Source organism: Radiobacillus deserti (genome assembly GCF_007301515.1).
Taxonomy (GTDB): Bacteria; Bacillota; Bacilli; order Bacillales; family Amphibacillaceae; genus Radiobacillus; species Radiobacillus deserti.
Map to the genome: position 1 here is coordinate 1,819,521 of NZ_CP041666.1, position 24,540 is coordinate 1,844,060.

General features: G+C 38.5%; 26 protein-coding genes and 1 other RNA gene. 2 read left to right on the forward strand and 25 right to left on the reverse strand.

All coding sequences use genetic code 11. The features are described 5' to 3' along the window. Positions 1-20 precede the first annotated feature (20 nt). From FN924_RS09620 to FN924_RS09670, 11 genes are all read right to left on the reverse strand, one after another. Complete coding sequence (locus FN924_RS09620) at positions 21-1,517, reverse strand: carboxypeptidase M32 (RefSeq protein WP_143893969.1); 1,497 nt, start codon at positions 1,515-1,517, stop codon at positions 21-23. Positions 1,518-1,590: 73 nt separating this feature from the next. After that, on the reverse strand, positions 1,591-1,764 hold the full coding sequence (locus FN924_RS09625) for a DUF1272 domain-containing protein (protein ID WP_143893971.1): 174 nt from the start codon (positions 1,762-1,764) through the stop codon (positions 1,591-1,593). A 104-nt stretch (positions 1,765-1,868) separates the two neighbouring features. Further along, complete coding sequence (locus FN924_RS09630; RefSeq protein ID WP_143893972.1) at positions 1,869-3,002, reverse strand: THUMP domain-containing class I SAM-dependent RNA methyltransferase; 1,134 nt, start codon at positions 3,000-3,002, stop codon at positions 1,869-1,871. A 120-nt stretch (positions 3,003-3,122) separates the two neighbouring features. Then, an RNA gene (gene rnpB, locus FN924_RS09635) (RNase P RNA component class B) lies at positions 3,123-3,501 on the reverse strand. Positions 3,502-3,591: 90 nt separating this feature from the next. Beyond that, positions 3,592-3,891, reverse strand: a complete 300-nt coding sequence (gene gpsB, locus FN924_RS09640) for a cell division regulator GpsB (protein ID WP_143893974.1) — start codon at positions 3,889-3,891, stop codon at positions 3,592-3,594. Positions 3,892-3,952: 61 nt separating this feature from the next. After that, the gene (locus tag FN924_RS09645; protein ID WP_143893976.1) at positions 3,953-4,513 is read right to left on the reverse strand and encodes an SLOG family protein; all 561 of its coding nucleotides are present in this window, start codon (positions 4,511-4,513) and stop codon (positions 3,953-3,955) included. A 184-nt stretch (positions 4,514-4,697) separates the two neighbouring features. Beyond that, complete coding sequence (locus tag FN924_RS09650) at positions 4,698-5,177, reverse strand: CotD family spore coat protein (RefSeq protein WP_143893978.1); 480 nt, start codon at positions 5,175-5,177, stop codon at positions 4,698-4,700. An 88-nt stretch (positions 5,178-5,265) separates the two neighbouring features. Continuing rightward, entirely contained in the window at positions 5,266-5,673 is a 408-nt protein-coding gene (locus FN924_RS09655) for a cytidine deaminase (protein WP_143893980.1), read from the reverse strand. A 91-nt stretch (positions 5,674-5,764) separates the two neighbouring features. Next, the gene (locus tag FN924_RS09660; protein WP_143893982.1) at positions 5,765-6,127 is read right to left on the reverse strand and encodes a DUF1798 family protein; all 363 of its coding nucleotides are present in this window, start codon (positions 6,125-6,127) and stop codon (positions 5,765-5,767) included. Positions 6,128-6,160: 33 nt separating this feature from the next. Further along, entirely contained in the window at positions 6,161-6,484 is a 324-nt protein-coding gene (locus FN924_RS09665) for a hypothetical protein (RefSeq protein WP_143893984.1), read from the reverse strand. 563 nt (positions 6,485-7,047) lie between these two features. Then, on the reverse strand, positions 7,048-8,001 hold the full coding sequence (locus tag FN924_RS09670) for a DUF2515 family protein (RefSeq protein WP_143893986.1): 954 nt from the start codon (positions 7,999-8,001) through the stop codon (positions 7,048-7,050). Between the two features lie 132 nt (positions 8,002-8,133). Between FN924_RS09670 and recU the strand changes: the two genes are divergently transcribed. Both recU and FN924_RS09680 read left to right on the forward strand, forming a co-directional pair. Further along, positions 8,134-8,724: a Holliday junction resolvase RecU gene (gene recU / locus FN924_RS09675; protein ID WP_143893988.1), complete on the forward strand. Its 591-nt coding sequence runs from the start codon at positions 8,134-8,136 to the stop codon at positions 8,722-8,724. An 18-nt stretch (positions 8,725-8,742) separates the two neighbouring features. Continuing rightward, complete coding sequence (locus FN924_RS09680; RefSeq protein ID WP_143893990.1) at positions 8,743-11,445, forward strand: transglycosylase domain-containing protein; 2,703 nt, start codon at positions 8,743-8,745, stop codon at positions 11,443-11,445. A 41-nt stretch (positions 11,446-11,486) separates the two neighbouring features. Here the strand turns inward: FN924_RS09680 and nth are convergent, their stop codons facing one another. The 14 genes from nth to FN924_RS09745 form a co-directional block, all read right to left on the reverse strand. Then, positions 11,487-12,149 (reverse strand): endonuclease III, encoded by a 663-nt coding sequence (gene nth / locus FN924_RS09685; protein ID WP_143893992.1) that lies wholly within the window; start codon positions 12,147-12,149, stop codon positions 11,487-11,489. 15 nt (positions 12,150-12,164) lie between these two features. Next, positions 12,165-12,854 (reverse strand): DnaD domain-containing protein, encoded by a 690-nt coding sequence (locus FN924_RS09690; protein WP_143893994.1) that lies wholly within the window; start codon positions 12,852-12,854, stop codon positions 12,165-12,167. Positions 12,855-13,054: 200 nt separating this feature from the next. After that, complete coding sequence (gene asnS, locus FN924_RS09695) at positions 13,055-14,347, reverse strand: asparagine--tRNA ligase (protein WP_143893996.1); 1,293 nt, start codon at positions 14,345-14,347, stop codon at positions 13,055-13,057. A gap of 19 nt (positions 14,348-14,366) precedes the next feature. Further along, positions 14,367-15,548 carry a pyridoxal phosphate-dependent aminotransferase gene (locus tag FN924_RS09700; RefSeq protein ID WP_143893998.1) on the reverse strand — a complete coding sequence of 394 codons (1,182 nt, stop codon included), beginning with the start codon at positions 15,546-15,548 and terminating at the stop codon, positions 14,367-14,369. A gap of 16 nt (positions 15,549-15,564) precedes the next feature. After that, entirely contained in the window at positions 15,565-16,095 is a 531-nt protein-coding gene (locus FN924_RS09705; protein WP_143894001.1) for a cell wall elongation regulator TseB-like domain-containing protein, read from the reverse strand. Next, positions 16,061-16,234 carry a YpmA family protein gene (locus FN924_RS09710; RefSeq protein ID WP_143894003.1) on the reverse strand — a complete coding sequence of 58 codons (174 nt, stop codon included), beginning with the start codon at positions 16,232-16,234 and terminating at the stop codon, positions 16,061-16,063. Before FN924_RS09710 ends, FN924_RS09705 begins: the two co-directional genes overlap by 35 nt. A gap of 246 nt (positions 16,235-16,480) precedes the next feature. Then, entirely contained in the window at positions 16,481-17,272 is a 792-nt protein-coding gene (locus FN924_RS09715; RefSeq protein WP_143894005.1) for a ComEC/Rec2 family competence protein, read from the reverse strand. A gap of 67 nt (positions 17,273-17,339) precedes the next feature. Continuing rightward, a complete protein-coding gene (gene dinG / locus FN924_RS09720; RefSeq protein ID WP_267128985.1) occupies positions 17,340-19,844 on the reverse strand; it encodes an ATP-dependent DNA helicase DinG in 2,505 nt (834 codons plus the stop codon). Beyond that, on the reverse strand, positions 19,792-20,139 hold the full coding sequence (locus tag FN924_RS19540) for an exonuclease domain-containing protein (protein ID WP_267128986.1): 348 nt from the start codon (positions 20,137-20,139) through the stop codon (positions 19,792-19,794). Before FN924_RS19540 ends, dinG begins: the two co-directional genes overlap by 53 nt. Before the next feature lie 126 nt (positions 20,140-20,265). Then, positions 20,266-20,649 carry an aspartate 1-decarboxylase gene (gene panD, locus FN924_RS09725; protein WP_143894008.1) on the reverse strand — a complete coding sequence of 128 codons (384 nt, stop codon included), beginning with the start codon at positions 20,647-20,649 and terminating at the stop codon, positions 20,266-20,268. Between the two features lie 4 nt (positions 20,650-20,653). Then, positions 20,654-21,532: a pantoate--beta-alanine ligase gene (gene panC / locus FN924_RS09730; RefSeq protein WP_143894010.1), complete on the reverse strand. Its 879-nt coding sequence runs from the start codon at positions 21,530-21,532 to the stop codon at positions 20,654-20,656. A 15-nt stretch (positions 21,533-21,547) separates the two neighbouring features. Next, positions 21,548-22,372: a 3-methyl-2-oxobutanoate hydroxymethyltransferase gene (panB, locus tag FN924_RS09735; RefSeq protein ID WP_143894012.1), complete on the reverse strand. Its 825-nt coding sequence runs from the start codon at positions 22,370-22,372 to the stop codon at positions 21,548-21,550. Positions 22,373-22,384: 12 nt separating this feature from the next. Further along, positions 22,385-23,353 carry a biotin--[acetyl-CoA-carboxylase] ligase gene (locus FN924_RS09740; RefSeq protein WP_143894013.1) on the reverse strand — a complete coding sequence of 323 codons (969 nt, stop codon included), beginning with the start codon at positions 23,351-23,353 and terminating at the stop codon, positions 22,385-22,387. Beyond that, the gene (locus FN924_RS09745; protein ID WP_143894015.1) at positions 23,325-24,530 is read right to left on the reverse strand and encodes a CCA tRNA nucleotidyltransferase; all 1,206 of its coding nucleotides are present in this window, start codon (positions 24,528-24,530) and stop codon (positions 23,325-23,327) included. The genes FN924_RS09740 and FN924_RS09745 overlap by 29 nt, the downstream gene beginning before the upstream one ends. Between the last annotated feature and the right edge of the window lie 10 nt (positions 24,531-24,540).

Here is a 24,540-nt window from a genome sequence, read left to right on the forward strand (position 1 = left end):
AGGGCCGTTTTTTTATACCTTTATAACTTATAAATCTTTGTGTATTTTTCTGTTAAATAATCTACTAAGTAGCTTGGGTTTAATCCTTCTCCTGTTACATCTTTCAAAATTTCAAGTGGCTGTTTCATCTTTCCGTAACGATGAACCTTATTCCCCAACCATTCTTTTATCTTTAAAAACTGTCCATTTCGAATGAATGACTCTACATCTAATTCTTTTTTCATCGCGTGATGAATTTGTGCAGCATACATATATCCTAAGGCATATGATGGAAAATAGCCAAAGTCTCCTCCGGACCAGTGAATGTCCTGAAGCACTCCATCTCTGTCCGATTCTGGACGAATTCCTAAGTAGTCCTCCATTTTATCATTCCAAAGTCTCGGAAGATCTTTTACTTCTATTTCTCCACCAATGAGTGCTTTCTCCAGTTCATAGCGAATCATGATGTGTAAAGCATACGTCATCTCATCTGCCTCAATTCGTATGAAAGACGGTTTCACTTCGTTAATTGCTCGATAAAAATCATCAAAGCTTAGGTCTTGAAATTCCTTTGGTGCAAATGATTTAAATACATCAAAATGATTTTCCCAGAAGCCTTCATCTCTTGCTACAAAGTTTTCCCAAAATAAGGACTGAGATTCATGAATCCCCATAGAAGTTCCACCTGCAAGTGGTGTTTGATAAAGGGAAGGATCAATGTTTTGTTCATATAAAGCGTGTCCACCTTCATGAATCGTGCCAAATACTGCCATACGGAAATCCTCTTCATCATAACGAGTGGTCACACGTACATCTTTAGGATTGATTCCAATTGCGAATGGGTGTACCGTTTCATCTAACCGGCCAGCTTCAAAATCAAAACCCATTCGTTTCAGAATTTCCAAACTAAAGCCTTCCTGTTTTTCTTTTGGAAAATGGTGTTGCAGTAATTCAGGATTTGGTTTATGACTAGATTGATTTACTTTTTCAACTAGAGCAGTCAGTTCTATTCTTAATGCGGAAAACACTTGATCTAACGTCTCAGTAGTGACACCAGGTTCATACATATCTAGCAATGCATCGTAAATATGCTTCTCATAGCCCCAGTATTCTGCAAATTTTCGCTTGAAATCTACTAATTTTTCTAAGTATGGTTGTAGTAAAGAAAAATCACCTTTTTCACGCGCTTCTGTCCAAACAGATTCTGCACGAGATTGAAGGGTAACATATTCTTTATATTCTTGTTCTGGAATTTTTTTATTCCGGTTATATTCCTTTTCACACTCTTCAACTGATTTGGCAAGAACAGGGTCGTTCGTTTTTCCTTTTAATGCATCAATAAACTGCTTCATTTGATCGGATGTAGATAGAACATGAATTTTTTGAGATAAGAAGCCAATCACCTCAGAGCGAAGTTCCATCCCTTTACGTGGTGCTTTCGTTCTTAAATCCCACATCATCAGATATAAAGATTCTTCATACGCTTTCTGTTCCTTTAATAACTCTTTAAATTGTTGTTCTGTTTCTTTTATTGTCATCGATGACACCCCTTCCAGTAATTACTCACTCGAGTCTTATTTTACCAAACATTCTAATAGATGTACGTTCCTTTTATTTAGCTTTTGGTCGTTTTACTAGTTCCCCGCCACAGTTTGGGCAAACATGATTCATCCCAGTGGTACAATCCGGACAAAACGTACATTCATACACACAGATATACGCCTCCTCTTTTGGTGAAAGCTGTTTAGAGCATTTCTCGCATGTTGTTCTCATTTCCAAAGTCATCTTTATCTCCCCCTGTTCTCTATAGCTAATAATTCCACAATTACTTCTATAAATCCTTTATTATAAAAATGCAGAAGCCTTATATAGACTTCTGCTCCCCCTTATTATTTCGTTTTCCCAAAATATTGATAGTAATCCGTTTTAATAAAACCATTAAACAGCTTTCTCTTTTTGGTCGCTTTTTTTCCATAAAGCTGTTCGAACTTCTCGTAAGACGTTAAAATATACACACTCCAAGAAGGATGGTTTTTCATGACTTCCCCAAGATCTCGATATAGTTTTTCTACTTCCATTCGATCCCCGATACGCTGTCCGTATGGTGGATTCCCTACAAGGTAGCCATTTTCTTTTTTGATCGATAAATCTTTAACTTGCATTTGCTTAAATGTTACAAGGTCACCTAATCCGGCTTCTATTGCATTATCTTTAGCTACCTGAATCATGCGATGGTCAATATCAGATCCATGTATATCAAGGGGTTGATCGTATTTCGCCAAATCTTCTGCTTCTTGACGGGCCTTATCCCATACAGCTTGCCCAACTAAGTGCCAGTCTTCCGAAGCAAATTCCCTGTTGAAGCCTGGTGCTATATTTTGTCCAATGAGTGCAGCCTCAATTGGGATGGTTCCAGACCCACAAAATGGATCAACTAATGGCTGATCTGGTGTCCAATTCGTAAGCTGAATCAGTGCAGCAGCTAGTGTTTCTTTGAGTGGAGCTTCCCCTTGTCCTACTCGATAACCACGTTTATGTAAGCCAGTTCCAGAAGTATCTAATGTTAATGTTACAATATCTTTTAGAATCGCGACTTCTATTCGATAGAATGCTCCTGTTTCTTCTAACCAACTAGCAATGCCATATTTTTGCTTTAGTCGTTCTACAACCGCTTTTTTCACAATAGACTGGCAGTCCGGAACACTGTGTAACGTAGATTTGACTGATTTGCCGATAACGGGAAACTCCCCATCCTCTGGTATGAACTGCTCCCATTCGATTTGCTTGGTTTGATCGAATAATTCTTCAAAGCTTGTAGCTTTAAATTCCCCAACCAGTAACTTTACACGGTCTGCTGTTCGAAGCCATAAATTAGCTCGAGGGATAGCTTCCACAGGTGCTGTAAAAAGTACTTTCCCATTATCCACTTTTACATCTGTATATCCTAATGCTTTTACTTCATTTGCTACAATGGATTCTAACCCCATTGCTGCAGTAGCAATCAATTGTACTTCTTTTTTCATAGTAATGTCCCTTCTATATATATATCCTCTTGTCTATGATAATAGAAGGATTACTTAAACGCAAAAAAACCCTTTCTAAAAGAAAGGGTTTCATCTATAATAGCATCAGACCAATGAATGTTTTGTAAGCCATGTTCTGTACTGTTGTACTCCAAACGGTGGTCAGCCTCGTACTTAAGCAGTAATCATCTATCTACAAGCATTAGCTTGTCCCTCTTTCGGTTCAGTTCCCTACTAAAGGATGCCCCTACCATTATTTGGGTTGCTCACTCGTGGGGTTTACCTCGTTCCACTCAGAATGTTTCCATTCTGACTACGTCACTGTGGCACTTTCAAGGTTGCAATACCATATCCGAAGACTTAGGTATCTTCCCTGCCGTTAGCCAGTTAGGCTACCTTGACTTATGATTTCGTCAAGCACGAACACTACAAGCATCACAGCTTGTGTGAGCATGGACTTTCCTCTACACGACAAATCGTGCAGCGATTACTCCAACATTCATCTATGCGCAATCTTCATTGTAAAAGGAATCATCTCTTACGTCAAACCATTATATCACCGATATGTACGACCTGTCATTGGTAATGTTTAGTCGACATCTGAGTATTTTTTACCGAAGACTGCTTTTTCAAGATTCGACACTCTTTTTAAAATGTCATAGTTCACTTGATGATTAGAGGTCTGTGGACGAGATTTAGGTTGTCCAGCACCTCTCTTTAAACGCTCATTTTCTTGTCGTAATCGATCTATTTCTTGTTGAAAGTGCTCATAGTCTTGAATGACAATATCCAAAAATTCATCTACTTCCTCTTGGTTATATCCTCTCATCCCTGTTTTGAAGTTCTTTTCTAATATATCTTTACCCGTTAATTGAATTCGCTCTAACACTTCATCATCACCTCATATTTGACACAACTTAGTGCTATTTTTTCAAATAAATGAAAAATTGTCAATCACCGTCCCATATATTTGTCTCCTCTGCTTGAAGGTCCTGTACTGTCTCGTCCAAATCAAACGGAGTAATTTCATGAATTGGGTAGAATTTTTCTGCCTTCTTCGCTTCCTCTATAAAATATTTCGTACTTCCTGGGAACTCTTCATCGGTTAATACAAGACACCCGTCACTTTTTTCGATCAGCCATTTGTCACGTGCTTTAAATTGAAAAGGGCCTTTATATTCGGATTGATACAATGGCTGAAAAAAGTCTGCTTGCATACTAATCTCCTCATATTCCATTTGATACGATTCTGGCCATCTACTTTCCTGGTTTTCAAACGGTGGTATAACTCCTATCTTTATATCGTATGTAGCTTGTAAATCCATTATGACTTGACATGTCCATAGTTCCACACCCATTTGACCTGAAACTAACACCCATTCCAGTCCATCTTCAACTAAAGCAATGAGCCTTTTTCTTAAAGTTTCTTTTATTATCTTTATTCTTGGATCATTTGCTTTATAAATATTTAACTCAAAAGGCTTATATCCTGTTACAGTAACGATTTTCATCTTATTTCCCCCTGCATCTATTTTATGGAATCTTTTCTATAAAACCAAGCAAAAATATCATAGTCGTATTCCTAGTGTAGTTGGATAAAAGTGCAATGAAAAATCCGAACAATAATTCGGATGAGAGCCATCGAATAATTGTTCGGATTTAGATCATGCAATACCTTCTCTCGTCTTTATTCTCCTACTTTTTCCATTTAAATGATTTAGAAGTTTTGGAATAAGGCTTCATCATTTTAAAATCGTTCGGGCTTTCGTACTCATACGGACTTGCTACATTTGGACTTGCTAGATTCTCTACATTTAGTCCAGGGTTCTCTGGGTAAGGTCCATATGGTGCAGTGTTTGCCCCAAGTACCGGATTTATTGGGCCCATACCTGCAGGTCCTGTTACTGGAGGAACCGGTGCAATCGGAGATGGTACTTCATATGCTCCGGCGAAGTAATCGACACTATCGAACGTGTTTTCAACAGAAGTGGAATGTGGATATACATGCGCATTTTTCTGCAGATGATGGTTCACGACGGTAGTATGAGCAGGATGAATGTGTTCTACTGTATTTTCGTAGCAGTGATCAATCATATTATGCTTAGTAGGGTATACCACCTTTTTAACTGGTTTCGGAAAGCCGCAACCTGGGCCGTAGGGTTTATGGTGTCTCATAAAAATAGGTCTCCTCTCTTCTTTTAGGTTCAATAATAACCTATGTAAAAGAGTGGAGACCTGTCTCAGACAACTACCTATTTTCCCCCTACTTTTGTGAACTTTCTAGATCATCTTGTGAGAAAGAAAAAGGTAGGAGCTCTTCCATCGTGACAGACTTTGTATCATGACGTAAGTTACTTGTATGAATCATTAAATCCTTTGTGAAAAATTCACTCATCACTTGTCTACATGATCCACATGGTGGCACTGGCCGTTCCGTATCCGCTACTACCGCTAGCTGATCAAACTCATACTCTCCATCGGATATGGCTTTAAATATTGCCACTCGTTCTGCACAAAGACTTACAGGATAAGCTGCGTTTTCAATGTTGCAACCATAATATACTTTTCCAGATTTGGTCAACAAAGCGGCACCAACTGGAAATTTTGAATATGGAACGTAAGCATTTTCTCGTATTTTTTTTGCTTCTTCTATAAGAGCTTGTTTATCCATTTGCGCAACCCCTTCTGTAGGAACTCCTTATATCTGTACCTGATGTATAGGTAAGTATAGTAGAACGGATACGGCTTGTAAAGGCTATCATCTAGGAATTTTTAGCACGCAAATCCTTTAATAGTAAATCGAATACGTATTCTACGGATTTATATAACTCCATATATCGTTTTTTTCGCACATCTATGTAGTAGCTGTGCATAAGGAGTAACTCCAAATTTTCTGCGGTGGAGGCTACTTGTTGTGGATGTACACGTACTTCTCGATCCTTTACAAACGCTAAAGCTTCTTGTTCCCACGCTTTTATTTTCTTATAAATAGGAGTGGTTTCCTCTTTCACATATTCGAAAAACGCTGGATCTCGCTTATTCTCTGGCTTTTCATGGGTTTCATAATAGGTATGCAAATGCTGTAAGTCTTTTTTTAGACTTTCAATGGATTCATGTAAAGTCATCGTTCTACCCGCCTTTCTAGTACTACTTTATCATTATTTGCGGGCAAATTGCATGTTTTTAAGCAAGTGCTTGATTGAGAAGATGGTTCGGTCTTTCCATCGATCTTTGCTCGATTCTTGTGCGACTTTACGTAACTGTTTTACTTCTCTTCCAAGGGACAATACTTCTGTTTGGAGATTTTCTAACTCCTGCTTATGCGCCAATGTTAACATCAGAACTTGGTCATCTGCTTTTGTCGCCACTTTTTGCTCTAACAATCGGACTTGATCCATTAACTCTATAAAATCTTTTTCAAAATCTTTTTTTGTTACATAACGAGTTTGTGTATCTTTTTGTTTTGGGATGAATGTATGCATCGTGATTCCTCCTCCAATTGGTCTTGGCTATACTGTTCTCCATCGGTGGATGACTTCCTTCTCTCTTGACAAAACTAGAAGAAAACAAACATTTTTAGCGAGTATCCAGTTCACTATCTTAGTTTTTTCGACTCTTTCCCTCAGGCTTGCATGATTTTTATGTAATGTATCAAACTATTGAAAAAGGAGGGATTCATAATGGATCAAGATCAAAAAAGAAAACAAAACAAACCGCTTAAGACAACGGAAGAAAAACGTCGAGGTTATGGAGACAAAAAATTAGAAGGGCCAAACCGTCCTTCTACTTAATAAGGAAGAACAAAGGGGCTGGGACATAACGAAAAGGATAAGCCGAAAAGCCGAACAACAGCCTATACTAGCTCCGGAAATATACGTAGACTCCAGCGCGGGAGGAAAGGCATCGGTGAGACCCCCACCGTGCGTCAGCACGAGGAGGCTCACCAGCCACCCGCGGAAGCGTCGTTAAGTTCCGGAGCGGGGTATTGGCACTAATGATAATTGTTCGTTTTTTCATTGCTTACTATTCTTTTGTCTCAACCTCTTTATTTCTTAAGGAAACGTAAAGGTTTTACTATTTGCGCAAGGAATTGTCTCTTTTTTTTGAATGCTTTCCATCTATTATCCTCTACTGAAATCGATACGGGCTTCCACCATTTTTCTAAGATACCCTCATTCCGAGACCAATCCTTTCGAATAATATCTTGATGTGTAACGATTGGATACACATCTCGTAATTTTGGTGTATACACCCCATTGTGATTGCTCTGGTATTGCTCGTATTCTTGACTTGAACCAGTTGGAGTTGTTTGCGATGCAAAATCAAACACAGCTGGATAAATCATTGGATGAAACAAAATTGCGGCTAACCGTTTTCCTAATTGAATTCGTTTCGTTACACTTCTAAAATCAAACACATCTGTAGCGAACACATCACCAGTACGTGTAGGAAAAAGGATAGCATTCATATGTAACAGATCCTGAAATGCGTATGGAAATCGCTCAAAGACAGCGTGCTTATAAAAACGTTGGTTAACTACCGGTTGCCGAATGACATTTTGTTCATTAATGATTAGCGCAGTCATCAAACGAGTTTGATCCCCTGTATTCCAAAAATGGAACCACTCGTTTTGCATAAATGTAGAAACATCGAAATAACATAGTTGACGAAATAAAGGTTTTTGATGTTTCAGCGACAAGCTATACAATAATAATTGCGGATATGCGTCTGAAAAAATTAGCCAATTGGCTCTCTCATAGGTCGAAAACAAACGGGTTCGAGTCTTTTGTGGAAGTAGTGTTTCAAAAACGGGTGAGTGAAGGTCGGTCATATTCCAACCCGCATTTCTAGATACCATACTTGCCAAGAAAGCCCATTTGATGTTAGGAAACGATTGATAAAACGATTGATAGGCTTCTGTACGAGTTAGGTTATCCATATTATGACGATTTGTTTCTTCTTTTATATAAGAAATCATGCTTTGAACAGATAGATTCATCGTTAACCACCTCCTGTTTATCATGCACAGCTAGACGCTTGTTTACTAGGTGTCATGAAATTTTGCTATTTATTTGACCACTTTATATTCTTTTTCTGATATGATACTGTCATGCACAGGGAGGGCAAAAATATGAATTATCCAAATGGAAAGAAACCTATTATGCCATTAGCACGTCAAACTAATAGCAAGGAAATATCCTTTGGAAATCGGGGAATGACTTTAGAAGAAGATATAAATGAAACAAACACCTACTACCTATCTAGAAATAAAGCTATTATTCATAAAAAACCAACCCCTGTTCAAATTGTTCGGGTAGATTACCCAAAGCGAAGTGCAGCTGTTATCAAGGAAGGTTATTTTAAGCAAGCATCTACAACGGATTACAACGGGATATATCGGGAGAAGTATGTTGATTTTGAAGCGAAGGAAACCAAAAACAAAACGTCCTTCCCGTTATCCAATATTCATGAACATCAAATTAACCATATGAAATCAGTATGTGAACACGGTGGAATTTGTTTCTTAATCATCCGATTTTCCCAGCATGACGAGACTTATTTTTTTCCTGCGATGAAACTCTTCCCATACTGGGAAAGTCAATTTAACGGAGGAAGAAAATCAATACCTTATAAAGATGTACAAAGGATTGGAAATCTTATTCCTTTTCATTATCAGGCTCGAGTAGATTACTTGTCGATAATTGATCATCTTTATTTTTAAGAACGGAGGAAGATGAGTATGGCGAACAATAGCCAATCTCGTATAGAAAGAAGAAAGCAGAAGAAAAACAAGAAGAAGCCTATATGGAAAAAAATACTTTTAACACTCGTGATAATCATGTTGGTAGCTGGTTTAGGTGTAGGTGGGTTATTCACTTACTATGCTGCAACTGCTCCCGATATTGATGAAGATATGTTATACGATCCTGCCTCTACAAAAGTGTATGATATGAATGGAGAGTTATTTGCTGATTTAGGTCAGCAAACTCGAACTAAGGTCACCTATGACGAAATTCCAGCTATTCTACGTGATGCGGTTATTGCAACAGAAGACGCTCGTTTCTTTAAACACTTTGGAATTGATTTTCGTCGAATCGCTGCTGCGATCTGGAGTAACGTGACCAATGGATTCGGATCAGAGGGTGCAAGTACAATTACCCAACAGGTAGTAAAGAGATCCTTCCTTTCTCCTGAAAAAACACTAAAGCGGAAAGTACAAGAACAGTGGCTTGCGATCAAGCTAGATAGTGAATATTCGAAGGAACAGATTTTAGAAATGTATTTAAATAAAATTTATTATGGTAGTGGTGCATATGGTGTCGCGACAGCAGCTAAAACATATTTTGGAAAAGAAGAGCTAAGTGAGCTTACGTTGCCTGAAGCTGCACTTTTAGCTGGACTACCACAACGCCCTTCTGCATATGATCCATTTAAAGCGCCGGACTTAGCAAAAGAACGTATGGAGACCGTGTTAGACCTAATGGTTCAACATAATAAGATTACAGAAGAAGAAGCAGCTGAAGCGAAAAAAGTGAAGATTGAGGATTTACTCGTTAACTCCTCTCCTGATCGTAAAGACTATGAATCGTTTATTCAACAGGTAGCAAATGAAGTAGAAGAAAAAACGGGTGCAAACATTTATAACGATAGTATGAAGATTTATACGACGCTTGATCCAAATGCACAGGATCGAGTAGAGTTCCTATTAAGTAATAGTGAAGAAAACCCGATTAATTTTCCAGATAACAAATTCCAAGCGGGTCTGACCGTATTAGATACAAAAACAGGTGCTATCCGAGCAATCGGTGGCGGTCGGAAATTAGATGATACGAAAAATGGTTGGAACTTCGCAATTGATGGTGAGGGTAGACAAGCCGGTTCTGCATTTAAACCAATTGTGGATTATGGTCCAGCTATTGAATATCTACAATGGTCTACGTATCATCAACTAAATGATGATAAACCTTATCAAATCGCTGGGACAAATCAGTCCATTGGAAACTGGAACAACAAATATCAAGGATGGATGTCTGCTCGTTACGCCCTTCAGTGGTCGTTGAACGTACCGGCTGTTAAAACTTTTGAAGAAGTAGGAAGAGATAATGCTCAAAAATTTGCTGAAAGCCTTGGTATTAAATTTAATGAAGATCAAATTGAATTAACCGATGCGATTGGCGGTGCGCAAACCGGAGTTACTCCAATGGAACTTGCTGGTGCATACCGTGCATTTGGTAACGAAGGGATTTACAATGAGCCTTATGCGGTAACTAAAGTAGAATTTGAAAATGAAACTATAGAATTAAAACCGAAACCTACTTCCGTTATGGCTGATTCTACTGCATATATGATCACGGACATGTTAAAAACGGTCGTTCAAAGTGGAACAGGTAAAGAAGCGGCTGTCTCAGGACTACCTATCGCAGGTAAAACTGGAACGACAAATATAGAAGGCCAAGATGGAAGTAAAGACTCATGGTTTAGTGGATACACGACAAACTATACGATTGCAGTATGGACTGGTTATCCAAAAGAAGAAATCATTCCAAGTGCAGGATTAACGGTAGCGGAAGACCTCTTTAGAGAAACAATGTCTCATATCTCTAAAGGCATCGATACACCAGATTTCGAGAAACCATCTTCCGTTGTAGAAGTTGCTGTAGAAAAAGGTTCAAATCCTGCTAAGCTACCAAGTAAGTACACACCAGATTCAAAAATTGTTACTGAGTTGTTTGTAAAAGGAACGGAGCCAACGAAAACCTCTGAGAAATATGATCAAATTGAACCCGTTCATGGCTTAAAAGCACAATATTATAAAGATAACAATACGATCCAGGTCACTTGGAAATACGATGAGAAGCTAAAAGAAGGCATCTCCTTTAATGTTTCTGCAGGGGTTGGAGAATCCGAATTAAGTAAATTAACGACAACTAAAAATACCGAATTAGAAATTTCTAAGATAGAACAAGGAGAAACTTACACCATTGAAGTTATCGCAGTAAGTGATGAAAACGAAGACATGATAAGTGAACCTGCACGCGTTACCGTCCAAATTCAAGGGGAAGGCGGAGACGAAGAAGAAAATGGAAATGGTGACGATGAAGACGGTGAGGATGAAAATGATTCGTCTGTCTCCCCTGTTTCGAACGTATCTGGGGCCTTTGATGGAAAGAAATCGATTAACGCATCTTGGTCTTACCAAGGTCAAGGCTCTGTTATTTTTGAAGTAAGACTAAAATCCAATGGCGAAACCGTCAATGCGATTCAAACGGATAAGAATAGCTACAAGTTTAATAATGTAGCCCCTGGACCGGATTATGTGATAGAGGTAGTCACAATTAATACTGATACCCCAGAAAATATGAGCCAGCCTGTACAATCTAGTCCTATTCCGACAAGTAGTCCAGAAATAGAAACAAACGGGAGAGAACGAGAAGATGAATAAAGTAAAGAGAGGATCACTTGATGAAAGTGGTCCTCTCTTTTTCATTTTGCTAGCTTTTCTAACTTCTTCATTCGTTTCTGTCCTTCTCTACATACTTCTAGTAACGGACAAATATCACATTGCGGATTTTTGGCTTTGCAGTGGTAACGACCAAAGAAAATCATTCGATGATGCGTATCGCTCCACTCTTCTTCTGGTACTTTTCGCATTAATGTTTTTTCTACCTCTAAAACGGAATCCTTCCACTTGCAAATGCCTAACCGTTTGGAAACGCGTTCCACATGTGTATCTACAGCAATTGCCGGGATACCGAATGCAACTGAAACGACGACATTTGCTGTTTTTCTACCAACCCCTGCTAGCTTTTCTAGCTCTGTCTTATCTCTTGGTACTTCCCCACCGTATTCATCTAGTAAAGTTTGACAAAGCTTTCGAATGTTCTTCGCTTTATTCCGATAAAGTCCGATGGATTTAATATCATGTTGCAATTCTTCTAGTGAAACAGCTAAGTAATCTTCTGGGGTCTTATATTTTTTAAATAAATCCTTTGTAACCTTATTTACAAGTGCATCGGTACACTGTGCAGATAAAGCAACCGCAATGACTAATTCAAATGGGTTGTCATGAACGAGTTCACACTCTGCTTCTGGGAACATTTCGGCCATGACGTCTAAACAATATCTGATTTGACTTTTGTTTAACATAGTTCCCTCTCTCTTCTACTCTTCTTCTAACCAATTGTAGTACAAAGACACATCTCTTTTATTATCTGAATGTAGTGCTGGCTCATGCTTCTGATGAACGTGAAAAGCACGACTTTGTTCACGAGCTTGCTGAACAGATCGAATTCCTTTTTTCTTCCATTCTCTTAATATCCGATCAATATACTTAAAATTTAGTTTTCCTAACAGGACCGCCTCTCGTAATGCAGCTTTTATGAGTGCTGGAGCTTGATCTTCCTGATCAATCCAAATATTAATCGTTTCAATTTCAAATGGAGATAGCGGACGACCGAATTCTTGTTCAAACAACAAAAATATGTTGGTTTCATCCTCTGATACTCTAATTGGCTCATCATGCTTGTTCGTTGCGGCATACAACTTATGCCATAATGGCTCTAATGAGTAACTCTCCGTTAAGACTTGTTGCTCATTCTTCTCCTCATGTATAGTCAACAATTTCATTTGGATTAGTTTTCTTAATAAACTGGAGCATACTTGATCGTTTATCGTCATGTATGCTGAGATCTCAGTAGGTGTCGGAAAAAGAACTCCTTCTTCTTGGAAACGATAGATTTGGAGTAATAGTAAAACCTCGGTCTCATCTAGTCCTAATTCCTTATATCGACAAAACAGCATTTTGGGAATGTTGAATTGATCTGTTAAAATACTTTGATAATCTCCTGACATATTGCCCTTCACCTCTTCCCACATTATATCATTATTTGCTGGTTTCTTTCGCTAGAAGTGACTAACAATACTTGGATTTTCATTTAATTACTTAGTTGAATGGATCCTCTATCATTATCTTACACAAAAAAAACACCCCAAACGTTAGAATTAGTTCGTCTAACTTTTCGGGGTGCATCCGTTGAAGTCCTTTTAAATCATTATGGATAAAGTCTATTTAATAAGCGTGGGAAAGGAATCGTTTCACGAACGTGTTCGACCCCAGAAATCCAAGCAACGGTTCGTTCAAGACCAAGTCCGAATCCAGAATGTGGGACACTTCCATATTTTCTTAGCTCTAGATACCATTTGTAAGCATCCCCAGTTAAGTTGTGCTCTTCGTATCTTTGTTCCATAAGCTCTAAGTCATCAATTCGTTGTGAACCACCAATGATTTCTCCGTACCCTTCAGGAGCAATTAAGTCCGCACACAAAACGACCTCTGAACGATTTGGGTCTGGCTTCATATAGAAAGCCTTAATCGCAGCTGGATAATTCGTAATGAATACAGGCTTATCAAAACTTTCCGCAATTGCTGTTTCGTGTGGTGCTCCAAAGTCTTCTCCCCATTCGATATCCGTAAAGCCTTTTTCCTTAAGCAACTCGATTGCTTCATCATAGGAAATACGAGGGAATGGTGCTTTGACATTCTTTAGCTTTTCTATATCGCGTTCAAGCGTACCTAATTCAAGCTGGCAGTTTTCCAATACGGACTGAACGACATAGCTTACATATTCTTCTTGCACCTTTAAACTTTCCTCGTGATTGGTGAATGCCATTTCTGGTTCAATCATCCAAAACTCAATTAAATGTCTTCTCGTTTTAGATTTTTCTGCACGGAAAGTTGGACCAAAAGAAAATACTTTTCCAAATGCCATGGCTGCTGCTTCCATGTAAAGCTGCCCACTTTGTGATAAATAGGCTTCTTCTTCAAAATATTTCGTATGGAACAGCTCTGTTGTGCCTTCGGCAGAAGATCCAGTTAAAATCGGTGGATCAATTTTGACGAAGTCTTCTTTATTAAAGAAATCATATGTTGCGCGAATAATTTCATTACGTATTTTCATAACCGCATGTTGTTTTTTTGAACGTAGCCATAAATGACGATGATCCATAAGAAACTCCGTTCCGTGTTCCTTAGGTGTAATTGGGTAATCAACTGATTCGTGAATTACTTCCACGTTCGTTACTTGTAACTCATAGCCAAAGGGCGAACGTGTGTCTTCAACCACTTTACCTGTTACATAAAGTGATGTTTCTTGTGTCACATTTTTAGCAAGTTGGAACACTTCTTCAGGTACATCGGATTTCACTACGACACCTTGAATAAATCCTGTTCCGTCCCGTAACTGCAAAAATGCAATTTTTCCGCTAGAGCGTTTATTGGCTAGCCATGCTCCTATTGTTACTTCTTCATTTAAGTAGTTGGATACTTTCGAAATCGTTGTTTTCAAAACATAAACCTCCGTTGGATTATTGATGATTTAAGACAAAACGCTTAATTCGTTTTGCGGCTTCTTCTAGTTGATCTAGTGATATTGCGTAAGATAAACGAACATTGTTAGGAGCCCCGAAGCCTGACCCCGGTACTAAGGCAACTTTTTCTTCCTCTAATAATGCTTTCACCCAGTCATCTACACTGGAGAAGCCATTGTTCGCAACAGCTTCCTGTACGTTTGGAAATAAATAAAACGCACCTTCAGGCTTTACACAAGATATCCCTGGGATATCGGATATCCAGTCGTAAAGTTTATTTAGACGATCTTGGAAAGCAACACGCATCTCCTCTACTTTTTCTTGGGAGGAATCGTAAGCTGCTAATGCAGCATATTGTGCAATAGAAGTTGGATTAGAGGTAGAGTGTGAAGCCAGATTAGTCATTGCTTTAATTATCTCTGCATTCCCTACTGCATATCCAATTCTCCATCCTGTCATGGAATGAGATTTGGATACCCCGTTAATAATGACTGTTTGTTCCTTTAACTGAGCAGACAGCTCAGCAATGGAAACATGTGGCTTATCGGTATAAATAAGCTTTTCATATATTTCATCCGATACAATAACTAGATCATGTTGAACGCATATTTCCCCGAGCTTCTCCAATTCTTCTTTCGTGTACATCATTCCAGTTGGATTGCTTGGAGAATTTAAAACAAATGCTTTCGTATTATCCGTAATCGCTTCTTTTAGCTGCTCTGGTGTTATCTTAAATTCATTTTCTTCCCTTGCCTCCACAAAAACCGGTGTTCCTTCCGCTAGCTTCACTTGCTCTGGATAACTCACCCAGTATGGGGTAGGAATTATTACTTCATCACCAGGATTAAGTAACACTTGGAACAACGTAAAAAGTGCGTGCTTCGCACCTGTTGTAACAATAACTTGATTCGGTTCATATGTTAAATGCTGATCGTCTTGAAGCTTTTTTATGATCGCAGATTTAAGAACAGGTATGCCACCAGCTGGTGTATATTTTGTCATCCCCTCATCCATCGACTGTTTGGCAGCATCTAGAATGTGCACAGGAGTATTAAAATCTGGTTCTCCTGCTCCTAATCCAATTACATCATGGCCTTGCAATTTTAATTCTTTAGCCTTTGCTGTAATCGCAAGTGTTGACGAAGGAGTAAGAGTTTTCACGCGATTTGCTAATTCCATTTCTCACATCACCTTTCTAATATAAAGATTGGCGTAAACGGTAATTGCCAAACTTTTCCCCGTTCATAGCATTATAATAATCAAACACATACCTATCTTGTTCATCTATGTATTTAATCTCCCACAGATAGGTGTCTCCGTTAATTCCCAAATTCATGGAGATAAAGGAACAAGAAGAACAGGATTTTTTCCACTGATTCTTCATTTCATTCTCATTCATAATATTTTTTTCTAAAATCAACCGTACTGGTTTCTGTTGATCTCCTTGAGGTACAAATGCAAACCCTTTTTCCCCGTCCTCTGTTGTCCCAGTCACGACATGGTAATACTCTTCACCGTGATAGCGTTCTACTTGGTCAACGGAGACTAGAGCGGTTTGTTCCATGGCTATCTCACTGGATTGCTCAAATCCATCACGCTTGTTATCCATCGTATGATTATATATCGATATCCCGAAACCGAGCATGATAAGGAAAAGAAATAAGATGATGACTGGAGTCCACTTCACCCAACTAGGTACGGTAGATGGTAAATACTGCTTTATCATGTTCATCCTCATCCAAGGCTAAGCCAAACATTAAGTCTTTTTCTTTTAAGGTACGATTTAGGCAATCCACAATTTTATACAGGTCATCCGAATGCTGAATTCGAACGGTAGATAACGTTTCGATTTTATTGTTTTCCATCTTATTTCCTCCTAGGTTCACAAAAATTGTTACTTATAAAGCCATGATGATTTACCAACAATATCAGTATGGTTGAAAAAGAAAATTCCTAACTAATTATAACAGGTTCTATCCACCATTTTGATGGTGTTTCTAATTTTTTTCAACAAATATCCCTAACCCATACTTTTGTGCGCTTTTTAAAGCGCACCTTTTTGTTTTATAAAGAAAATGGAAATAGAAAAGAGGAATTCATCCCCTTTTCCATTAGGTTACAATATCATAATTCTCTAAGTCCATTTTCACAATGGTTGTACCAATCCGTTTTAACGGATATACATCAATCCAGGATTCGTTCAATCGTTCGATTAGTCCTTCGTTTGTTTTACACTCCTCACATGCAAACACAATACTAATGTGTGGATCAATCGTTTCCAAGAATGCTTCACTTGGGGAATTTCCTTGTCCATAATCTCCTATCTTAATAATCTGAGGCTCAAGTGGATATTCCCCTATTTGTTTTTCGTCTTCTACGGTGCTATTGCTCATATACAATACTGAGTTTTGTCCATAAATAATCCCTAGACTCATTTCTCCAGTAGGCTCAGCGTCAAGCACTCGTATTTGTAAATTTTTCGTTATTTCATGTAATTCGGATCGTTTCCAAGTGGAAGCAATCTTTGGACTTACTTGATTTTTGCACGCTTCACTAAGCTTCCCTGTATAGATGACGTTAGCAACGTGATATCTTTTCGTTAATCGTTTTGTATTCCCACAATAATCGATACTTTGTTTGGTTAGTATGAGGGTGTCAATGGCTGGTAGCTCAAACTCCTCTAGTATGCTTAGCAATTTTTCTTCGCTTTTTGGTGAACCTGTATTAATGAGAATATTCTTCTCATTCCCCGTTTGAATTAATGTGGATTCGCCATCTGGAAGACTTAAAAACGCCATATACAATTCATTCTCTTTTAACACATCTAGTGCTTCACTATCCAATTCAAGTGGATAGATGAGCAATAATAACCCAATCAAACACCACAATACATTTCGCTTCATTCTTACACCCCATATTCGGAGAGTTTATACGTCACTCCATATAGGATATGTAAAAATAAGAATCGTATCATAACCACTCTTCAGCTTTTTGCAGTAAATCAAAGGTAGAGCTATAGGAAATAGGAACAGATGGAATAGATTCCACAAAATATTTCCCATACTTTGTTTTCATAATTCGGTCATCACAAATGAACACAATACCTCTATCCGTGCTAGATCGAATTAAGCGGCCAAATCCTTGTTTGAATCGAATTACTGCATTCGGTAAGGCTAGGTCCATAAACGGGTTTTTCCCTTCGCTCTTGAGAAATTCTGCTTTTGCTTCATAACTTGGATGATCTGGTGGTTGAAAGGGTAATCGAACAATAAACAAACAACTCAAATCATTACCTGGAATGTCCACACCTTCCCAGAATGAGCTCGTTCCTAATAAGATAGCTCGATCATTTAATTGAAAATTTTTCTTTAATCTAGATCGGCTTCCGCTAGAAATCCCTTGTGCGATTAAAACGAAATGATTTTCATCATTCATTTCTCTTAGCAGTTGATAGGACTTCTTAAGCATGTCATATGAAGTGAAAAGCACAAGCATCCTACCTTCGGTTATCTCTGCCATGGAGTAGATTGCTTCACAAACAGAAAGAATATAGTCCTCTGTTTTTCCATATTGAACGGAAGGAAAGTCCTTCGGAACCATAACTTGAACTTGTTTTTCATATGCATATGGAGATTGAATTTTCTTTTCCATTACGTTCTGATTAGATAACCCTATACGCTTCTTCATAAAGTCAAAGGATTGCTTCATTGTTAAGGTTGCACTTGTTAAAATGACACTCTTTTTCTCTTCAAAAAAATGATGCCAAAGTAAAGAGGATACATCTACGGGCTCACTATAAAGAAATACGGCATTTCTAGCACCAAATGCCTCAATTTCCACCCATTTTACTTGCAATGGGTCCGAAGTTAGAAAAAAGAATTCTAACTCGTCTATAATGAGCTGGATTCTTTCTACATAATAAGAAAAATCCTCCAAGGTTTCATCTATGTATGGCTGATCTTGAATTTGTTTTTTTCCTTCGAGTAATACGTGAATCATATCACGCAGCTGAAAGGAAAGTCTCATGGCCATATCGTTGACGGTTGTCCAGTTATCTACATTCGTATCTACATGGTCAAGTCTATATTGAAACCGCCCAATATCATTAATTGCTACTTGTTTTTTAAGCTGATCAATCATAGTGAAAATAGTACGAAATAAATCATCTGTTTCATTCATCGCGTCATTCCACAATCGCTCCCACTCGAATTTTCTAAGGATGTCTGATAGGGAATGGTGTGCGGATGAGGCTTTATCTAACCAAGTCGCTTCTTGCCCTGATACATGGATTTGCTTAAGTAAGTACTGAATGGAAAAGTAATCCAATTTCGCGCCAAAATGCTTAGATGCTGTAGATTCAAGGTGATGTGCCTCATCTAATATTGCATATTGGTATGCTGGCAATAGGTAACTCTCATTTGTCATATCGGTACATAATAAAGAATGATTCGTAATAATAATATTTGCTTTTTGTGCTTTTATTCTTGCCCTCTGATAGAACGATCTAGAATACCACGGAGAGCTTTGATCTAGCACCCTCTCCGCTTCTGTCGAAACTTTAAGCAAAAACTGCTTCCCACTAGTCGGAAGTTGTATTTCATCAAGATCCCCTGTTTTCGTTTCTGTAAGCCAAACGAGAAGGATGGCCTTGGTTAAGGTCAAATCGTAATTATCATAATCCTTATTATTCAGCTCTGCTTCAAATCTTTTTAAGCTTAAATAATGCTGTTTTCCTTTTAGTAAAGCCACTTCGAAAGGAAAGGGAAGCGATTGTGTTAGGAGTGGAATTTCCTTCTCCAACAACTGAGTCTGTAATTGTGTAAGATGCGTACTAATAACAACCCTTTTCCGAGTAGATACCGCATGATAAATAGCCGGAATCAAATACGCCAAAGATTTTCCTGTGCCCGTCTCCGCTTCAACCAAACCGTGCGTTTGTGATTGAAAGGCGTCGAATACTAACTCAGACATTTCCCTTTGTCCTTGTCGAGATTCAAAATTCGGAAGATATCTCTTAATTCCATTAGGCTCCTCATAAAGCAAATCCAACATTTCTCCAAATGAAACACTTACATCTTTTGATTCGTCGGAATCTGCTGTTTCCAATTTTCGTAAAGCAATTCCGCGAAAAATTTCTACATCCGATTCTGTATCTTCTACAAAAGCAAGTTCATCCATTCTGGTTTGAAGAAGTAGTGCTAGGTCACTTTTTAACATTGGTTCGAAATCCAACAAATGACTTAATGTTTCATATGGTAAGCCATTCATTTTCGAAAGAAGTGTGTTTAGCAATTCCGCTGTCGCAAGCGCATCGGAAAAAGCACGGTGAGGGTTATCGTGCATAAACGAAAAAAACTCCGCTAACTGACCTAATTTATAGCCAGGAGCCTGCGGTAATAATATGCGTGCTAATTCAACTGTATCAATAACAGGTATAATGTAACGCTGAGAAACCATTTGCTTGTAATTCTGCATTTAAGAAACCTAAGTCAAAAGGGACATTATGAGCGACGATATAAGCATCCTCAAACATATGTATAATTTCATGGGCAATGTCCGCGAAGTCCGGTGCATCTTTCACATGGGACTCTGTAATGCCTGTTAAATTAGATATAAAGCTAGGAATGGAAGTGTGAGGATTAATGAAGCTTGAAAACTCTTCTACTACTTCTTCGTTTTCCACCACGACAATACCTATTTCAATAATTCTGTCGCCTTTATTCGGTGAATGTCCAGTTGTTTCTAAATCAAGTACCACGAATCGGTTCAACGTGCTCACCTCCATCTTCCGTCCTATTCGTTATTTTATACGATTAGAATATATAAATGTAGTCCAACCATCTTTTATGCCTAAAGGAAAACTCTTATCAAGTTGATAAGAGTTTTCTCCACCTTATTATAAAATTGTTAATGGCGGCTCTTCTTCTATAATTTCCGCGATTGTATTATCCTCATTCATTAAGGCTACTTTTGGTTTAAAGGTCTTTAATTCTTCATCTGAAACCATAGCATAAGAAACGATAATAACTATATCTTCTTTTTGAACTAAACGAGCAGCAGCACCGTTCAAACAAACGACCCCTGAACCTCTTTCGCCAGCGATGACGTATGTCTCTAAGCGAGCACCATTGTTATTGTTGACGATTTGTACTTTCTCATGAGGTAATATACCGACTTGATCGATAATGTCTTGGTCAATTGTAATACTTCCAACGTAATTAAGATTGGCTTCGGTGACACGTGCTCGATGAATTTTCGATTTCATCATGGTGCGTAGCATATCGTTATCCCCCTAATGTAACGTCAGATTTAATTCCTTCCCTTTGGAATATGACGTTGTCAATAAGTCGAGCCTTTTCAAAATAAACAGCAGTTGCTAAGATAACCTGTCCATCAATTTGATTTACCGGTTCAAGTTCCGGATAGGATAAAAGCTCTACATAATCTATCTTACCACTTGTACGTGTTTGAATATAATGTTCTACACCCTTAACAATTGTATCAGGATTTCGTTCCCCGTCAACTACTAGTTTTCTACCAGCTTCTAAAGCTTGATACAGACTAGGAGCTTCCTCTCTTTCTTTAGTACTTAAATACACATTACGACTACTTTTTGCTAATCCATCTTCTTCCCGTACCGTTGGGACAGCAATAATGTCTATTGGAAAATTTAAATCTTGAACAAGGCTGTCGATGACGGCAACTTGTTGTGCATCTTTTAAGCCGAAATAACATCTAGTAGGTTGTGTCAAATGGAATAGTTTAGTTAAGACGGTAACTACGCCATTAAAATGTCCCGGTCTTTTCTTTCCACACAATACATCATTACGACTTTGAACTGTCATTTGAATAGATGCATCCTTAGGGTACATCTCTTCTACTGAAGGCATAAATAAAAGGTCAACTTTCTCCTGAATGGCTATCCTTTTGTCTCGCTCCTCATCTCTTGGATAACGATCGAAATCCTCATTTGGACCAAATTGTAGCGGATTGACAAATATACTAACAATCACTACATCATTTTGCTCTCCTGCTGTTTTCATTAAATGCTGATGACCTTCATGGAGATATCCCATTGTAGGAACGAAACCGATGGTTTTCCCTTGCCTCTTAAAAGACTCCACTTTCTCATTTATCTCTTTTATACTACGGACGATGTCCATCTCTATTGCCTCCTGTTATAAATCCTTCAAAAACTCCTCATTCATCGTATAGGAAAATTTCTCAGTTGGAAATTCGTCCTGCTTCACTTCCTTCACATACATCTCAATTGCTTTCTTAATTGGAGTTGATATATCTGTATAAGGCTTTACGAATTTTGGCAAACGATTCACTCCATACTGTAAAATATCATGATACACCAGTACTTGACCGTCACAATCTAATCCTGCACCAATTCCGATGGTTGGAATTTGAACACGTTCTGAAATGATTTTTGCTAATTCTTTCGGAACGCATTCCAGTACAATAGCCATTGCGCCGTGAGCTTGAAGTGCTTGTGCGTCTTTTACTAGCTTTTCCGCTGCTTCCTTATCTTTTCCTTGAACTTTAAAGCCGCCTAGAACGTGGACGGATTGCGGCGTTAATCCGATATGAGAGACTACTGGAATACCAGCATCCGTAAGCTTTCTAGTTAAAGATAGTACGTCATCGGATGCTCCTTCTATTTTCAACGCTTGGGCCTTCGTTTGTTGAAATATGCTTCTTGCATTTCGTAATGACTCCTCGATGGAAATATGGTAAGACATAAATGGCATGTCAACGACGACGAACGTATTCGTTGCGGCTCTGGTGACTGCTTTCCCATGGTGAATCATATCCTCGACCGTAACTTGTACCGTGGAGTCATAGCCTAAAACAACCATACCGAGTGAATCTCCTACCAAAATCATATCGACTTCAGCTTGTTGGGCAATCAAGGCAGATGGATAATCATATGCCGTTATCATGGTTATTTTTTCATTATCTTGCTTCATTTTTTGAAATTGTAAATTTGTTTTCATCCCCATGCTCCTTCACCAAATAATTTCACCAGAATATAACGGATGTCGTGTCCCTGAGTCTTCGATTAGTAAGCTACCATCCTCTTGTAATCCGATTAAAGTAACCTGCTTTTCCTCTTGCGTCGTTCTAAGTGTAACTACTTCCCCGATTTTATACCCATACTCTTCCCAAATTTCCTTCACAGTGGAGAATCCTTTTTGCAAATAGTGATCGTATTGTTTCTCAAAGTGCTGTAACACTGCTTGGATGATGATTCGCATGTCCCATTCCTTGCCGGACTCAATTTGAATACTAGTTGCTTTAGAATGAAGCTCTTCAGGAAAATCCTTCTCGTTCTGGTTAACGTTCATTCCTATTCCAATAATGAGATATTGAATGTGATCATGTTCTGATTGCATTTCTGTTAGGATTCCAGCTACCTTTCGATCCTGTATCAACAAATCATTAGGCCACTTAATTGAAGGCGTCAGACCAGTCACTTCCTCTACCGATTTCGCCAAGATCGTTGCGGTTAGTAATGTAAGCTGTGAAGCTTGAAGCGGAAGAAAGGATGGGCGTAAAATAATACTCATCCATATGCCTTGATTAGGAGAAAACCAAGCTCGATTTAAACGACCCTTCCCCGCTGTTTGCTCGTCAGCTATCACAACCGTACCATGATCAGCCCCTTCGAATGCCAGTTTTTGCGCTAGTGTTTGAGTAGAGGGAATGGATGTTTTATGAATCACATGTTTCCCAAGCCAATTCGTATGTAGTCCCCATTGAATGGTATTTGCACTTAGCTTGTTAGGTGCTTCTAAAATTTTATACCCCTTTTTCGCAACAGCTTCAATCTTATAACCATCCTTTTCCAATTCCTTTATATGCTTCCACACAGCTGTTCGAGAGATTTGTAAGCAATTTGAGATTTGTTGCCCGGAAATATATTGTTCGTTTGCTTCTTCTAATAAATTAATGATTTGTTGGCGGGTGTTCTCCATGACTTGCCACCCACTCCTTTATTTTGGATTTTTCATTTGGTATCTTTCTAGTGACGATTGCATGCTCAATTGCTTCCATCCATTGTCCTAACCAAGGTCCTTTTGGCTTGTTTGGAAACCATTTAGCAACATCCACACCGTTAATTGTAAGCTGTTTTCGCTCTGCTATCGGTAATTGATTTCGTATGACTCGAATGATTTCATTTGGTATTTTATCGTCCATGATTACTTCTACCAATCTGATTAAGCTCTGGTCCAAGTGCGAAGGCAATCGGTAAATCATCCAATCGTTTACCCCACTATTTTTATAAGAGTTAATCGCGGATACGAGGTGATCTGCTTCGGCGCGAATTTGTCTTGAGAGCTTCCACTCTTCTACTATTCTGCGAACTGAATGTGTAGAATCGACAAGTCCACAAAATGCAACGATTTCTGTAATATTTCCTAGTGGAATACGAAGCATTCGTACTCTTTCTTGTATTGGTTCACTATCTTTCATGATAGGGATTTGGTTCATAAGGTCTGTTTCCCAGAAATCGAAAATAGCTTTTTTGACAAACAAACCAGAAAACAGCTTTTCTAGTTCTTGAACAACTCGTTCAATCGAAATTTTTGCGAGGAGCGATCCGTATTCTTCCATTGCTTGTTTCGTATTCCGTTCTATAGAAAATCCTAAATGACTAACAAATCGTACAGCACGCATAATCCGTAACGGATCCTCTTGAAATCGTAATGCAGGATCTCTAACCGTACAAATGGATTTGCTTCTTAAATCCTCGATTCCATGGAAAGGATCAATAAGGGTTCCTCTATCATCCATAGCAATCGCATTCATCGTAAAATCACGTCGTGACAAGTCTTGTTCGATATTTGTTACAAATTTTACCCGATCTGGATGTCTGAAGTCCGTATAATTACTTTCTTCTCGAAATGTGGTTACCTCAAAAGATTCCCCGTCTATTCGGACTATGACAGTACCATGCTCTATTCCAACAGGAATTACTTTTGGAAAGACGGTTTTAACTTCATCTGGTGTTGCGGAAGTTGCAATGTCAATATCATTGGTCTCTCTTTCTAATAAGAAATCACGCACATATCCACCTACAAAGTAAGCATCATATCCAGATTCCTTTAAGCGTTGAATAATTTGTTTCCCTTTCTGAAAGCTGGTACTCATCAAGAAACGC

Coding starts and splice junctions, on each gene's coding strand:
- FN924_RS09745 (WP_143894015.1), bottom strand. CDS start 24,530: ATGAGTACCAGCTTTCAGAAAGGGAAACAAATTATTCAACGCTTAAAG.
- FN924_RS09625 (WP_143893971.1), bottom strand. CDS start 1,764: ATGACTTTGGAAATGAGAACAACATGCGAGAAATGCTCTAAACAGCTT.
- FN924_RS09690 (WP_143893994.1), bottom strand. CDS start 12,854: ATGTCAGGAGATTATCAAAGTATTTTAACAGATCAATTCAACATTCCC.
- FN924_RS09740 (WP_143894013.1), bottom strand. CDS start 23,353: ATGGAGAACACCCGCCAACAAATCATTAATTTATTAGAAGAAGCAAAC.
- FN924_RS09655 (WP_143893980.1), bottom strand. CDS start 5,673: ATGGATAAACAAGCTCTTATAGAAGAAGCAAAAAAAATACGAGAAAAT.
- FN924_RS09665 (WP_143893984.1), bottom strand. CDS start 6,484: ATGCATACATTCATCCCAAAACAAAAAGATACACAAACTCGTTATGTA.
- FN924_RS09680 (WP_143893990.1), top strand. CDS start 8,743: ATGGCGAACAATAGCCAATCTCGTATAGAAAGAAGAAAGCAGAAGAAA.
- panC (WP_143894010.1), bottom strand. CDS start 21,532: ATGGACATCGTCCGTAGTATAAAAGAGATAAATGAGAAAGTGGAGTCT.
- FN924_RS09630 (WP_143893972.1), bottom strand. CDS start 3,002: ATGAAAAAAGAAGTACAATTGATTGCTACTGCAGCAATGGGGTTAGAA.
- FN924_RS09710 (WP_143894003.1), bottom strand. CDS start 16,234: ATGGAAAACAATAAAATCGAAACGTTATCTACCGTTCGAATTCAGCAT.
- FN924_RS09645 (WP_143893976.1), bottom strand. CDS start 4,513: ATGAAAATCGTTACTGTAACAGGATATAAGCCTTTTGAGTTAAATATT.
- panB (WP_143894012.1), bottom strand. CDS start 22,372: ATGAAAACAAATTTACAATTTCAAAAAATGAAGCAAGATAATGAAAAA.
- FN924_RS09620 (WP_143893969.1), bottom strand. CDS start 1,517: ATGACAATAAAAGAAACAGAACAACAATTTAAAGAGTTATTAAAGGAA.
- FN924_RS09670 (WP_143893986.1), bottom strand. CDS start 8,001: ATGAATCTATCTGTTCAAAGCATGATTTCTTATATAAAAGAAGAAACA.
- FN924_RS09705 (WP_143894001.1), bottom strand. CDS start 16,095: ATGATAAAGCAGTATTTACCATCTACCGTACCTAGTTGGGTGAAGTGG.
- dinG (WP_267128985.1), bottom strand. CDS start 19,844: ATGCAGAATTACAAGCAAATGGTTTCTCAGCGTTACATTATACCTGTT.
- FN924_RS09650 (WP_143893978.1), bottom strand. CDS start 5,177: ATGAGACACCATAAACCCTACGGCCCAGGTTGCGGCTTTCCGAAACCA.
- FN924_RS09660 (WP_143893982.1), bottom strand. CDS start 6,127: ATGACTTTACATGAATCCATTGAAAGTCTAAAAAAAGACTTACAGCAT.
- nth (WP_143893992.1), bottom strand. CDS start 12,149: ATGTTAAACAAAAGTCAAATCAGATATTGTTTAGACGTCATGGCCGAA.
- FN924_RS09715 (WP_143894005.1), bottom strand. CDS start 17,272: ATGAAGCGAAATGTATTGTGGTGTTTGATTGGGTTATTATTGCTCATC.
- FN924_RS09700 (WP_143893998.1), bottom strand. CDS start 15,548: ATGGAATTAGCAAATCGCGTGAAAACTCTTACTCCTTCGTCAACACTT.
- panD (WP_143894008.1), bottom strand. CDS start 20,649: ATGCTACGCACCATGATGAAATCGAAAATTCATCGAGCACGTGTCACC.
- recU (WP_143893988.1), top strand. CDS start 8,134: ATGAATTATCCAAATGGAAAGAAACCTATTATGCCATTAGCACGTCAA.